Genomic DNA, 12,459 nt, shown 5'->3' with positions numbered 1-12,459 from the left:
GAGCCTCCCGTCGTCCCCCACCCGCAAGGCTTGCGCGCCCCTCGAGGACGTCCGCAGCCCTTGCGGAAATCCGGCCCGCACGCCTGCCCGGCGGCCCTGCCGCTACTGCTCGAAGGGATAGATGACCTTCCAGTCCTTCTTCATGTCCACCAGGTACCAGCCGCGCCGAGGCGCCTCGTCCAGTCCCCGCGAGAGTTTCCCGATGTGAGCGTTCCGGTCATACGCCCACTCCCGCTCCGCGTCGGTGTGGTGGACGAAGAGCCCGAAGCGCGGCCCCTTGCCCGACGTCGTCCACTCGAGCATCTCGAAGTCCCCATCCGAGTTGCCGAAGGCCGCGAGCGGACGCCGACCGACGACCTGCTGGATGCCCACCGGCTTGCCGGCCTTGTCGTTCATCAAGTCGAGCTCCGGCAACAACAGCAGCGCCGGCGCGCCATCCCGGACCTCGTAGCGAAGCTTCGCCCGACTGCCGATGACCTGCTCGGGGGGAATCCCATACACGCGCTCGGCCCAGGCGCGCATGAAGCCCACGTCGCCGCCCGACACGATGAAGGTCTTGAAGCCATGGGCCCGCAGCAGCGCGAGCAACTCCAGCATCGGCTGATAGACGAGGTCCGTGTAGGGCCGGTTGAACCTCGGGTGTTTCGCCGTGGTAATCCAATCCTTCACGGTGGCGTCGAACGCCTCCGTGGTGACACCCGAGTGCGTCGCCGCCAGCAGCTCCATCAGCCCGCGCTCACCGCTCGCGGCCACCGCCTTGAGGTCGCCTTCGAGCACGCCCTGGAAGGGCTGTTGGTGCCTCCACTCGGGATGCTGGGGCGCGAGCGCCTTCACGCGGTCGATGACGAAGGCCAGCTCCACGGCGAGGGGCTGCTCGGTCCACAGCGTGCCGTCATTGTCGAAGGTCGCGATGCGCGCCTCGGCGGGAACGAAGTCGGGCCCGCCCTCACGGGTGACACGCTCCACGAAGTCGAGCAGCGCCGCCTTCGTGGGCCCCTCGTTCCACGAAGGCAACGGGTCCCCTTGTCCGGAGAGCCCCGAGCCGCCCCGCGCAAGGGTCGAAGGCTCCGGGGCGACGTGCTGCGTGGACTTGCAGCCCACCGAGACAAAGAGGGCACACAACGTCACCGCCAGCCAGGAGCGGGCCAAAGGCTCCCATCGATACCCGCGGCCCGGCGTTCCCCGCAGCGAAGCTCCGTCCATGGCATTCCCCCCAAGAGGCCATGTGCGTCACGAGCGGCCTCACGCCGCAACCTGCGCATCCCCCCATGGGTTTCCATCGTTCCGTCGAGGACCGGAAACACGCGGTGCTTCACGGAGGGGACATGGGTCCCCGCCACCCTAGACTGAGAATGAACGGTCGACACCGTGGGGAAATGTTTCCCTGACAGCTGTCCTCCATCCGCGCATCACCTGCACACAGGGATGAGCCCTGCCTGGCTGGCTCGTCTTCCCAGCGGGGGCACCCACACCTCGTCATCCTCCCGGACAAGCGTCGGGTCCGGTTCCACACTGGGCATGTGGATTGAACGGGCCGCGCTCCATGCGAATGAAAAAACAGTGGTTGCTGTTATCACTTCTGGTTCCATCACTCGCGACCGCGCATGACCTCGACTGTGAGGTCAGCGTCAACGAGCAGTCTGACCTCGTCATCCGCGAGTACCCCGCCACGCTCACCTTCAGACAGGTGGTGAGGAACATCCATCCCACGCTCCCGTCCACCCTCCAACAGGCGACGGACCCATTGCTGGAGCCCCTGGGTTGGTCCTTCACGCCTCCGCCCCCGGTGACGATTCCCGTCAATGACTCCCTGACGTACGAGTTCACCGTCACCGTGGAGAGCCTGGAGGACTGCGCGCGCATCGGACAAGTGCCTCCGTCGGAATCGGTGGAGTTCACGGACACACTCCAGATTGGCTGGGACCAGGGCATGGCGACGTGCTCCGCGCGAGTCCAGTGCGTGCCTGCCGACACCTTCGTCTGTGATGACACCATCTACGTGTCCTCCAGCGCGGGGACGAACACGGAGTTGATGACCCTGGACCCGGTCACCCTCGCGACGACCCCGGTCTCCAGCACCACCGAGTTCGGCTACGACGCCATGGGGCTCAGCCATGTCGACGGCTATCTGTATGCCATCAGCAATCGCAACCTGTCCGGCGACCCCATTCCCCACGTGGTCCGCGTCGACCGGGCGGGAAACATCGAGGACCTGGGAGGCCTGCCGGAGCTGGCTGGTCAGGAATGGATTGTCGGCACCATCATGGAGGATGGCAGCTATGTCATTGGTTCATTCCTGGGGAGCCACTGGCTGCGCCTGAATACCAGCACCCTCGAAATCCTGGGCCAGGGGACCCTCCCCACCACGACGCCCACCGCCTGGGCCACCAACCCGCTGGACAACAAAATCTACGGCTACCAGAGCTTCCTGGCCCGGATGAGCGTGTTCGACCCCTATACCGGCGTCCTCACCGTTTTTGGTCCCGTCCTGGGCAACGTGGGGATTCAGCCCTGCTCCTGTGCCTTCCAGCAGGATGGGACGTACCTGCTCTACTGCTACACGTCGGACCCGACGCTCGACGCCTTGTTCGAGGTGGACCTGGTCAACGGCGGCGCGACGCTCCTGGGCAGCACCACGTCGCTGGCCGCCGGAGACATGGCGTCCTGCGCGTTCCCTCCCACGGAGGGCGCGACGCCCGCCGTCCGCCCCGCGGGCTATTACATGACTCACGAGGCCGCGCTGGAGCGCTGTCTGGCCCCGGGTCCCGTGAAGCTGGGACTCCTTCCGGCCATCGTGACGAAAGAGGACGCGCTGCGGCTGCTCTGGTCGTCACCCGCCTTCACCCTGGGCGGTGAGCAGCGCTCCGAGGAGCAGGCCACCCGGCACGCCCTGGCCAGACAGACGCTCACCGGGGTCTGCAACCAACGGCTGTTCGGTGGCACGCCAGAGCTTCAGCGCCTGCTGCTCGACGCCTCCACCACGCTCGGCCGCACCCAGACCCTGTCACGTCTCGAACGACACCTCGGCGCAGCCAATGGCCGGGGACTCGATGTCGCGCTGCCCTTCTCCCTTCGGAGCCGCGCGACGCCATCCCATGCGCTGGAGCAGCTCCAGCCCAGGAGCTCTCCATGAAGAAGACCGTTTCCAGAATCCTCCCGTTCGTCATGTTGCTGTGGGGTGTTGGCCTTTCCGCGTGTGGAGACAGCGCCCCGGAACCTCGGCGCTATGAGCTGCGCCTCCAGGGAACCTCGAATCGCTTCTCCACCACCTACCTGACCGCGAACGCCGTGCAGGTGACCCTGGGAGGAGTGCCGCTGCGCACGGAGCTGCTGACGTCCTCACAGCGGATGGACGTGGCCAAAGCCACCCATGCGCACCTGGTGGCGTACTTCTGGCTCATGCCCGAGCAGGCCCGTGGCGCGCTGGAGGCCACCGTGACGCTGGATGACTTCGGCGCCTTCGAGGGCTCCGATGGCTCCGCGGGCTTCGTCGATGCCCGGAGTGCCCCGCTCCGCCTGAAGCTGGAAGGCGCCGCGCTGGAGCGCAATGGCCGGGCCGTCATCCACCTGGACCTGGACAGGTCGCTCGGCGCCGAGCGACAGGGGAGTCGTCCCCTGCTCCCCCATCTGCGGCTGGTGTACTGAAGCCCTCACCCCGTCGGGGCATGGGCCCGGCCCCCGAAAGAGGGCCTGGCCATGGACGGGACGGGAGAGGCGCGGAGCTTGTGCGCGGCAGGCGACGAGGCCGAAGACAGGCATCGACTTTTGGCGCGGGACGGGGCAAGCCAGGACTCCTATGCGCCCGCAACCTTCCGGTCCCCCGCCCGAGCGGGGCCTGTTCTGCAACCGCACCCTCAACCTGCGCGCCATCAAGGCCGTGGGCTACGACATGGACTACACGCTCATCCACTACCGCGTGGAAGCGTGGGAACGCCGCGCGTACGAGCACATCCGAGACAGGCTCGTGGCGCAGGGCTGGCCCGTGGGTGACCTCCAGTTCGACCCGGCGCTCGCCATCCGGGGCCTCATCATCGACACGGAGAAGGGCAACCTGCTCAAGGCCAATCGCTTTGGCTTCGTGAAGAAGGCCCTGCACGGCACGCGCTCCATGGACTTCATCTCCCAGCGCGACGAGTACTCCCACACCGTCATCGACCTGCACGAGCGCCGGTGGGTGTTCCTCAACACGCTCTTCTCGCTGTCGGAGGCGTGTCTCTATTCGCAGCTGGTGGACCGGTTGGACGCGGGGCAGCTGCCGGGGCCCATGGGCTACGCGGACCTCTACGAGCACGTGCGGAAGAATCTGGACGCCACGCACATGCAGGGTCAGCTCAAGGCGGAAATCATCGCCGACCCGGAGCGCTACGTGCTGGATGACCCGGAGACGCCGCTGGCGCTCCTGGACCAGAAGAACGCGGGCAAGAAGCTCCTGCTCATCACCAACAGCGAGTGGGCCTACACCGAGCCCATGATGCACTTCGCCTTCGACAAGCACCTGCCCGCGGGCATGACGTGGCGGCAGCTGTTCGACGTGGTGATTGTGTCCGCGCGCAAGCCGGAGTTCTTCACCACCCGCTCCGCGCTCTTCGAAGTCGTGGAGACCCAGGGCGAGGCGCTCCTGCGTCCGCACTCCGGTCCCTTCAAGCCCGGCACGCCGTACTTCGGCGGCAGCGCGCTGGAGCTGGAGCGCCACCTGGGGGTGAGCGGCGACGAGATTCTCTACGTGGGCGACCACATGTTCGGCGACGTGCACGTGTCCAAGAGCGCGCTGCGCTGGCGCACGGCGCTCATCCTCCGCGAGCTGGAGGACGAGGTGCGCGCCATCGCTGGCTTCCGCGCCACCGAGGTCCGGCTCGCCGAGCGCATGGTGCTCAAGGAGAAGCTGGAGTGGGAGAGCTGCCAGCTGCGGCTGGAACTCCAGCGGCGCCGCGCGGACTACGGGCCCCGGACGGAGGCCCCGCAGGAGACGGAGCTGGTGAGCCGGCTGGGTGAGCTGCGCGAGTCCCTGGAGGCCCTGGACGCGGAGCTGGGCCCCATGGCCCGCGCCGCCACCGAGCTGTCCAATCCCATCTGGGGCCTGCTCACCCGCGCGGGCAACGACAAGAGCCACCTGGCCCGCCAGGTGGAGCGCTACGCGGACATCTACACGTCACGCGTGTCCAACTTCCTGTTCGCCACGCCCTTCGTGTACCTGCGCAGCCCGCGCGGCAGCCTGCCGCACGACCCGAGCCTCCCCGGCGGCACCCCCGTCTTCCCCGCCACCGACAGCGGCGGCGGCATGGCGGACGCCGAGTAGCCAGGCGCGCCCGGGCCTGCCTGCCTGCCCAGGCAGACAACCCAGGTGCGCGGAATCACTGGATTTTCGTTCAGTGCCCCTGAACGAGGGGCGGGCAGGCATTTCCCCTCTGAAAGGCCGTGTCAGACCCCCCAGCTAAGAGTTGGGGGGTGAGCCACTCGAACCAGAACAGCTCTTCAACGCGCGTGCTCGAGCAGCGGAACCTGCTCGGAGGGATGGACCTCAAGCCCGTGCTCGGCCGTGGAGGGCGCAGGCGCGCCCGTAGCTTCCATGTCGCCACGGAGAAACGGGTGGGCTTCGCCGCGGCGCTGGCGCTGGTGGTGGCGCATGGCCGCGAGAAGGCCAAGGAGATTGGCGTCACGTCGCTCAAGCAGTGCCCGCGCTGCGACCACGTGGGCCCCACGGAGCAGGACTTCGGCTACCGCATCATGCGCGGTGAGCGCCGTCCCCAGTCCTGGTGCCGGGGCTGCCGGGGGCTGCACCTGGAGACCGAGGCCAGCGAGTCCACGCAGACGACCAGCGTCTCGCACAGCGAGGAGGGCTGGCTGTTTCCGCCCGAGACGACGACCAGCACCCGCCCGCCCCGGCGTGGCAAGCGCTCGTCGACGTGAAGCAGGCGGTTTGAAGTCTTCCGCCGAGGGCAGCGGGTTCCAGGCTCCGGGTCGACCCCGTGGCCGGGCCCTCTCCCTCGGGGGGACGACGGAGCGGCTGGGCGGCTTCCAAGCACGGAGCACAGCCCCTGCTTCCGTCCCTGGAGGGGGTTGGAAACGCCGTGGCTCCGTCCTTACCTCACCAGGGAAGGAGGGCATCATGGCGGTTCGGACCAAAATGGCGGGAATGAAGAACAAGCGACGGGTGGCCTCGGCGGACGAAGCACAGCCCAACGTCCAGGCCAGCCACGGGCGGAAGACACTCCCCCGGGATGAGGCGGCCGCGCTGCGCCGCACGAAGAACCTGTCGCGAGTGACGCTCGGCCCCGCGGCGGAGTCACATGAGCCCAAGAGCCAGCAGCGGCGGCGCACGTCGCTGAACGGGCGCAAGAAGGCGCCCAGCGAGATGGCCATCAAGCATCGGGGCGGGCCGCGCAATCGCGCGCGCCTGCACGGCGGCTGACACCCCAACCAGGGCCCCTTTCCACGGCCACACCGCCCCGTCCGGAAGCACCGGGCGCGGGCGGTGTCGTCGTTTCAGGGGCGGACTTCAGCTCACGGCGCGCTGGCGGCGCAGGCGGGTGACGAAGGCCTCGAAGGCGACGTAGGACAAGGGCAGCAGCAGGGAGAAGGTGACAGTGAGGCCCGTCAGGTACGGGAAGGCCAGGGGCTCGCGCAGGTGGGCGCCGATGGACGCGAAGAGGCTTCCGGGGTCCGTGAGCACGTGCCAGCTGTTCCACCGCTCCACCCGGCCCAGGTAGATGCCATAGCCGCACAGGAGCGAGGTGACGCCGACGAAGGCCCAGGCGCCAAACCGGCCCCAGCGCTCCTCCAGCCACTGCTTCCATATCTCCAGGGACAAGAGGCCCAGCATCCACCCGGTGGCGGCGAACAGGGCGAGCAGGGCCGCGTCGAACCACAGCGGGACGACGGGCCGCTGGTGCAGGTGGATGAAGTCGGTGAGGAGGTAGGGCGCGTTGGGGAACAGCGCGAGCCAGCCGGCGGCGAGCGGCGCCAGCACCCAGCCGCGTCCGTGGCCCCGCACCATGAGCACCCGAGCGAACAGCGCGAGGATGTAGGGGGCCCAGGCGAGGAACAGGTTCCACGCGAGGAAGGCGAAGCTGGCGCGCTCGCTCCAGTCGAGGCGGATGGCCAGCAGGCACGCCGCGAGGACGGTGCACAGCACCGCGGGCAGCAGGCCATGGCGACGCGACACGGACAGCAAGGACATGGAAGTGGACATGGCGTGCGGTGACGGAGCCGCACCCCGTGGCCCGGGGACCACGGTGGGACGGCGCCAGGAGTGGATGTTGCCAGGGAGCTCCGACAGCGGAGCCCGTTGCCGTCGACCTTGAGCAATGCGTGGGCCAACGCCCTGTTCAGATGACCCCGTTCACGGAGGTTCGGTTCCCTTCTCGGCGGACGGCCGCGCGCGGGCCCGGTCTTCGAGGGCTCGGTGGCCCTCAAGGGCCGGGCGGCCAGAGCGCGCTCACTCGAGGGTCCTCGGGAAGATAGACGACCCAGATGCGTTCCCCGGGGCGACGCTGGACATCCAGGGCGTGCGGGGACGGCATGTCACCGTGCAGCAGCTCACCATGCACGGTGAAGACATACGCGAGCCGCGCCACGCTGCCCGCCTTCACGGACGGGACGAAGTCTCGCTCCACGCGGGTGAGCTCCGCCGCCGCGGGCAGTCCCCAGCGCAGCGCGCGCAATCGCTGACGCTGCTCACGCCGGAGCGCCCGGGGCCAGGCCGTGCGCCGCAGCACCATCCCGAGCCCACCGAGGATGGCGGCCGGCACGCCCAGGGGCCGCAGGTAGGCCACCGCCACCGGCACCATCAACACGCCCACCGTGAGCAGGAAGGTGCCCAGCGCGTGCCGCGAGCTGCTCGCCGGACGCCACACGGCCTGACGCTGCGCCCGCGTGAGCGCACGCGGCGGCACTCCTCGGGCCGCGCGCAGGACTTCCGTCAAGGAGCCTCCACACTCCGCGCAGCGCTCCTCGGGGCCCACCAGGACGACATGCGCGCACGTCGGACAGACCAAACGCGCATCCACGGACTCCCGCGTCGGCTGGCCGTGTCGTTGCATAGCGCTGAATGGGAGCACCACCCCGTGCTCTCACGCAACCAGGCCAGGGGATGAACCCTCTGCGGAATTCGCAGCCTGGGATGCGGAATCCGCATCGCCACACGCAACCAGCACCCGAGGTCGTCCATGAAAACCACCCTCCTGCTGTCCTTGCTTCTCCTGTCGGCCTGCAGCGGACTCAAGACGGGCTCCACGGCCCCCGCGTCAAAGAGCGACCCCTTCGCCTTCGCCTCCTCCAATTCCAAGCCCACCTGCACCGCGGAATCGGACATGGTCTTCTGCGCCCACCACATCAAGTCCTGCGGACACGTGACCGGCGCCGACTCCTGCGGCAAGACACGCACCACGTTCTGCGGCACATGCCCTCCTCCCATTTCGTCGTGCGCCCGCACCTGCATCCCGCCCAAGACCTGCGGCGGAGCCGGTGTGCCCGGCGCCTGTGGGTAGCTTGAGCCACACCCTGCTCCGGAGGTCGCGACCCGCGCCATGAGCACGGGGCGCGCCTTCGGGGCGTCGTGCGCCACCGCCGAGGCGAGGCTTCAAATCGCGGGAAGAACAACCGTCAGGAAAACCGGCGCCTCAGCGTCACTGTGAACTGAGCGCGCCCGTCCGAAAAGGTCCTACACGCTCATCAATGACGGTTCGAGTCCGTCCACCTCCACTTGTTTATGGGGGTGACGCCGCGGGTGCGGCACCTGATTCGTAATCAGACTCAAACGGCTTGTTCACTCGGGCGCGCTCAAGCCTCCCCTTTCGTGTCATTTCATCCCACGGACGACCCACCGCTTCAGTGCGGGCTCGGGCGTCGCCGTGGACCGAATTCCTGACTCAGCTCCGAGGCACTCCCGACAGCGCCAGCACCCGTGACTCCAGGTCCGGATGACTCGCGAGCGACTGTTCGACCCAGGTCGAGACGAGCTGAGCGACGTCGGCCTTCGCTTCCGGATTCGCCAGCTGCTCCTGCGTGGGCCCGTACCACACGGTGTCAGGCACGACGAGCTCCAGCACGGCAGTGAGATGTCCCAACAGCGCGGCATCCGTGAAGGAGAGCGCCTCCTGCTCCGGGCCACGGGCCTTCATCCTGGCACGCAGCGCCTTGCGCAAGCCCAGCAGGAGCCCGTCATGGTGCGTGCCATCGCGTGTGCACTCGCGCACGTTCGCCCACGACCTCACCCCGGAGCCAGGGGCTTCGCCCCACTGAAGCGCGAGCCGCACCCGCGTCGTGCCCGCCTGCCCCTCGAAGCTCCAGGGCGCATGGATGGGACGCGAGGGCTCGGAGAACTCGGCGCACAAGTCCGGGAGTCCCCGCTCGCGCCGGTAGCACTCGTCGAGCCCGGACACCGCGTCGCGGAAGCGCCAGGTGAGGCCCGCGTGAAAGGCTGAGAACGAGGAAAGCCGATCCCTCAACCACTCCACTGCGAATCGGTGGGGCTGGTCGAAGATGGCGGCATCCGGCATGAACGTGATGTGGAGGCCCGAGTCCGAGGCGGACGGTTTCGCGCCGGGTGCGATGGCGTGCGGCTCGCCCTGGGGAAGCCCCTCCCTGAAACGCTGACGCCAGCGCTGTCCCCCGACCCAGGCGACGACCTCGAGCGACGAGGCGAGCGCGTTGACGAGTCCCAGGTCCACATGGGGCACCGGAAAGATGACGCCTCGGGGCATTCCGGGCGGCCTCACCGCATTCATGTCGAAGTTCACGAACGTGAGCCACCGCCCGACATCCGCGATGGGCGACGTGCCGGAAGCCAGGGGCCATGGCCAGCCATCGAAGGAAATCTCGCAGGAGCCATCCACCCCCAGGGACAGCGAAATCTCCCGCACCCGCCCTTCCCTGCCCGCGATGACTCCCAGCAAGAGGAGGGATTCAGCAAGCCGGGACAGGCCGTATGTCGCCGTGTCGCCGATGTACATTCCCGGCCGCCGGCGGATGGCCTGACGCAATTCCTCTCCGCTGTGGCTCATGTCTGGACAATACCAGACACGGCTCCAGGACTCAGGTGCCCATCGCCCGCGGAGCGCGATTTCCGAGGGCCGAAATCAACGCCGCCGCTTGACTCCCGCCAGCGCCAACACCCCGAAAATCACGAGCCCTGGAGCACTGGAACAGCCTCCCCCGGAGGCCTCGTCCGGTGCCTCGGGCTCGGGGTCGGGAGGCAGGGGTGTGCAGGGTGTGAAACAACGACAAGCGTCGTCTCCCTGCGACTCCAACCGGGCGCAGCGCCCTCCCGCTCCACACGCGGAATCCTCGGTGCAGGTCGCACCGAATGAGCCCTCTCGCAGGGCGGGCAGGAGGCAGCGACCCGGGGCTCCCTCCGTCGCGACACAGGTGAGTCCAGAGGGGCACTCGGCGTCTCGCTCGCAGGCTTCACGGCACAGCGCCTCGGGCTGAAGCGTGGGCTCCGGCGCCGGTGGAGCGCTCGCGAGAAACGGGCGGATGAAGTCCTCCAGCAACGCGTCCACTCGCACGTTGACGGCTTCGGCACGACAGGCCACGTCACCGCTCACAGTCAGCCCGATGAGGACTCCGTCGCTCGCGAGCACGGGGCCTCCGCTGTCACCCACGCAGCTCATGCCCGGTGCGGGACCTGCTCGAAAGGCCGCGGGCTCCACGCTCGTCACCTGGAGCGCTCCGTGGCGCCGACGGCCCGACGGCGCATTCGCGTCCTTCGTGTCGCCATACCCCACGGCTCGCACGTGCGTGCCCACGGACATGGACACACCGACAGCGGGAAGAGGCACGGGCGCGACATCGACAGGAGCAGCCAGTCGCAGCAGCGCCGCGTCATAGGCGTGGGTGCTCGGCACATAGCTCGGATGGATGGTCGCGCGAGAGACGCGGATGAAGCGGCCCGAGACCTCCGGCGTCGGCGACAACACCGTCCCGAAGAACACCTCGTGCGCCCCCTCCGCACCGAACAGGTCCAGACAGTGCGCCGCTGTCAGCACCACGTCCGGCGCGATGAGTACTCCAGAGCAGAGCAGCAACGGTGACTCTCCGCCGCACCGTGTCCGGCGAGCGAGCAGTGCCACGGTGGCGACGTCGTCGGGCGCGTCCGTGCCCTGGACGATGCGACGCGACACCTGGCCTGGAGGAACATCTCGCACCTCGGGCGCTTCCGAAACGGGCGCACACGCGACCAGTCCCACCAGCACCAGCAACACCATGCGAGCAGGAGGACGGCCGCGACACGAGGAGAGGTGCGTCATGCTGAAACCAGGAGTCATGGCACGCCTCGATGTCGTCGTTCGACAGCGTTGGCTCGGTGGATGTGGCAATCGAGCATCAGTCGGTGCACGGTGCCCTCTCCGGCGAAGCCCAGCCCCGAGGAACCCCGATGCCCTTGTCGATTCGACCCGAGACTCCCGCCGACAGCGCCACCATCGAGCGCCTCACCACCGCCGCGTTCCTGGACGCCCCGCACACGAGCCACACCGAGCAATTCATCGTCAACGCGCTCCGACGGGCCGGAATGCTGTCCGTGTCCCTGGTCGCTGAGGACGATGGTGTCATCGTCGGTCATGTCGCCCTTTCACCCGTTCGCCTCTCGTCCGGAGAGGAGGGCTGGTACGGCCTGGGGCCCATCTCCGTGCTGCCCGAGCGCCACGGCCAGGGCATCGGCGCCCGGCTCATGACGTCCGCGCTGGCTGAACTGCGCGCCCTCGGCGCCTCGGGCTGCGTGCTGCTCGGCGACCCGGCCTTCTACCAGCGCTTCGGCTTCCTGCCTCGACCGGGCCTGGTGCTGCCCGACGTGCCCGCCGAATACTTCCAGGCGGTCTCCTTCACCGGCCATTGGCCCGTCGCGCAGGTGACCTACCACGACGCGTTCAACGCGACGGAGTGAGCGACGGCATTCACGGAGCCGGGCGTCCTTCCCGAGCGGCCTCCGCCGCCGCCGCTTCGGTCAGCGTGCGGAGTTCCTCGCGCAGTCCCACCAGTCGACCATGATGACGCTTGAGCAGGGTCTCGAGCTGGTGAACGCGCCCCGAGTCTCCCCGAGCCTCCGCCAGCTCCCGCTCGTGCTCCAGCCGCTCCACATCACGCCCCAGCAGCGCGGTGATGTGCGTCGTCTTCTCCAGCTTCCACTGCGCTGTCTGGGGCAGCTCCGGCTGAAGCTCGTCATTCGTCTGCGGCGGAGGATTCGCCACCTCCGGCTCCGGCGCCACATCCCCGGGCCGCAGTGCCACCACGGTGGCGTCACGTGGAGCCGCCTGGGGCTCCGGAGGGGACTCGGGACGGGGCACCGCAGCAGCCACGGTGGGAGTCGGCACGGGCGATGACGGAGGCGGCGCGGAGGCAGCCTCCTCCATCACCTCGGGAGCCTCGGAAGGGGACGAGCGCCACAGCAGGCCCAGCGACACGGCCACGCCTAGCGCCACTGCCGCCATCAGCATCAGTCGGTATCGAGTCTTCATCGCTCGC

Annotated in this window: 12 protein-coding genes; 6 read left to right on the top strand and 6 right to left on the bottom strand. The window is 68.5% G+C overall.

The features are described 5' to 3' along the window. Window positions 1-102: 102 nt before the first annotated feature. Complete coding sequence (locus HUA76_RS09295; protein WP_174460631.1) at window positions 103-1,203, bottom strand: HAD family phosphatase; 1,101 nt, start codon at window positions 1,201-1,203, stop codon at window positions 103-105. A gap of 340 nt (window positions 1,204-1,543) precedes the next feature. Between HUA76_RS09295 and HUA76_RS09290 the strand changes: the two genes are divergently transcribed. From HUA76_RS09290 to HUA76_RS09270, 5 genes are all read left to right on the top strand, one after another. After that, a complete protein-coding gene (locus tag HUA76_RS09290; protein WP_174460630.1) occupies window positions 1,544-3,133 on the top strand; it encodes a hypothetical protein in 1,590 nt (529 codons plus the stop codon). Then, window positions 3,130-3,645 carry a hypothetical protein gene (locus tag HUA76_RS09285; protein ID WP_174453801.1) on the top strand — a complete coding sequence of 172 codons (516 nt, stop codon included), beginning with the start codon at window positions 3,130-3,132 and terminating at the stop codon, window positions 3,643-3,645. Before HUA76_RS09290 ends, HUA76_RS09285 begins: the two co-directional genes overlap by 4 nt. 151 nt (window positions 3,646-3,796) lie before the next feature. Then, window positions 3,797-5,296, top strand: coding sequence for an HAD-IG family 5'-nucleotidase (locus HUA76_RS09280; protein WP_174453800.1), 1,500 nt, complete (start codon window positions 3,797-3,799; stop codon window positions 5,294-5,296). A 149-nt stretch (window positions 5,297-5,445) separates the two neighbouring features. After that, window positions 5,446-5,907 (top strand): hypothetical protein, encoded by a 462-nt coding sequence (locus tag HUA76_RS09275; RefSeq protein ID WP_371823453.1) that lies wholly within the window; start codon window positions 5,446-5,448, stop codon window positions 5,905-5,907. A gap of 226 nt (window positions 5,908-6,133) precedes the next feature. Beyond that, window positions 6,134-6,409: a hypothetical protein gene (locus HUA76_RS09270; protein ID WP_254614113.1), complete on the top strand. Its 276-nt coding sequence runs from the start codon at window positions 6,134-6,136 to the stop codon at window positions 6,407-6,409. 87 nt (window positions 6,410-6,496) lie between these two features. Here the strand turns inward: HUA76_RS09270 and HUA76_RS09265 are convergent, their stop codons facing one another. The 4 genes from HUA76_RS09265 to HUA76_RS09250 form a co-directional block, all read right to left on the bottom strand. Further along, complete coding sequence (locus HUA76_RS09265; RefSeq protein WP_254614112.1) at window positions 6,497-7,177, bottom strand: DUF1361 domain-containing protein; 681 nt, start codon at window positions 7,175-7,177, stop codon at window positions 6,497-6,499. Window positions 7,178-7,409: 232 nt separating this feature from the next. After that, entirely contained in the window at window positions 7,410-7,922 is a 513-nt protein-coding gene (locus HUA76_RS09260; protein ID WP_254614111.1) for a hypothetical protein, read from the bottom strand. 945 nt (window positions 7,923-8,867) lie between these two features. Beyond that, window positions 8,868-10,001: a DNA gyrase subunit B gene (locus HUA76_RS09255; RefSeq protein ID WP_174453796.1), complete on the bottom strand. Its 1,134-nt coding sequence runs from the start codon at window positions 9,999-10,001 to the stop codon at window positions 8,868-8,870. A gap of 75 nt (window positions 10,002-10,076) precedes the next feature. Next, window positions 10,077-11,264: a trypsin-like serine protease gene (locus tag HUA76_RS09250; protein ID WP_254614110.1), complete on the bottom strand. Its 1,188-nt coding sequence runs from the start codon at window positions 11,262-11,264 to the stop codon at window positions 10,077-10,079. Window positions 11,265-11,275: 11 nt separating this feature from the next. Between HUA76_RS09250 and HUA76_RS09245 the strand changes: the two genes are divergently transcribed. Continuing rightward, a complete protein-coding gene (locus HUA76_RS09245) occupies window positions 11,276-11,881 on the top strand; it encodes a GNAT family N-acetyltransferase (RefSeq protein WP_254614109.1) in 606 nt (201 codons plus the stop codon). Window positions 11,882-11,891: 10 nt separating this feature from the next. Here HUA76_RS09245 and HUA76_RS09240 read toward each other — a convergent pair whose 3' ends face one another. Continuing rightward, window positions 11,892-12,452 carry a hypothetical protein gene (locus HUA76_RS09240; RefSeq protein ID WP_174460626.1) on the bottom strand — a complete coding sequence of 187 codons (561 nt, stop codon included), beginning with the start codon at window positions 12,450-12,452 and terminating at the stop codon, window positions 11,892-11,894. Window positions 12,453-12,459 lie beyond the last annotated feature (7 nt).

The organism is Myxococcus sp. CA056 (assembly GCF_013336715.1).
GTDB lineage: Bacteria > Myxococcota > Myxococcia > Myxococcales > Myxococcaceae > Myxococcus > Myxococcus llanfairpwllgwyngyllgogerychwyrndrobwllllantysiliogogogochensis.
This window is presented reverse-complemented; position numbering and strand designations above follow the sequence as displayed.

Bases quoted from the DNA above. Each gene is read 5' to 3' on its own strand.
- HUA76_RS09295 (WP_174460631.1), bottom strand. From the start codon at position 1,203: ATGGACGGAGCTTCGCTGCGGGGAACGCCGGGCCGCGGGTATCGATGG.
- HUA76_RS09290 (WP_174460630.1), top strand. From the start codon at position 1,544: ATGCGAATGAAAAAACAGTGGTTGCTGTTATCACTTCTGGTTCCATCA.
- HUA76_RS09285 (WP_174453801.1), top strand. From the start codon at position 3,130: ATGAAGAAGACCGTTTCCAGAATCCTCCCGTTCGTCATGTTGCTGTGG.
- HUA76_RS09280 (WP_174453800.1), top strand. From the start codon at position 3,797: ATGCGCCCGCAACCTTCCGGTCCCCCGCCCGAGCGGGGCCTGTTCTGC.
- HUA76_RS09270 (WP_254614113.1), top strand. From the start codon at position 6,134: ATGAAGAACAAGCGACGGGTGGCCTCGGCGGACGAAGCACAGCCCAAC.
- HUA76_RS09265 (WP_254614112.1), bottom strand. From the start codon at position 7,177: ATGTCCTTGCTGTCCGTGTCGCGTCGCCATGGCCTGCTGCCCGCGGTG.
- HUA76_RS09255 (WP_174453796.1), bottom strand. From the start codon at position 10,001: ATGAGCCACAGCGGAGAGGAATTGCGTCAGGCCATCCGCCGGCGGCCG.
- HUA76_RS09250 (WP_254614110.1), bottom strand. From the start codon at position 11,264: ATGACTCCTGGTTTCAGCATGACGCACCTCTCCTCGTGTCGCGGCCGT.
- HUA76_RS09245 (WP_254614109.1), top strand. From the start codon at position 11,276: ATGTCGTCGTTCGACAGCGTTGGCTCGGTGGATGTGGCAATCGAGCAT.
- HUA76_RS09240 (WP_174460626.1), bottom strand. From the start codon at position 12,452: ATGAAGACTCGATACCGACTGATGCTGATGGCGGCAGTGGCGCTAGGC.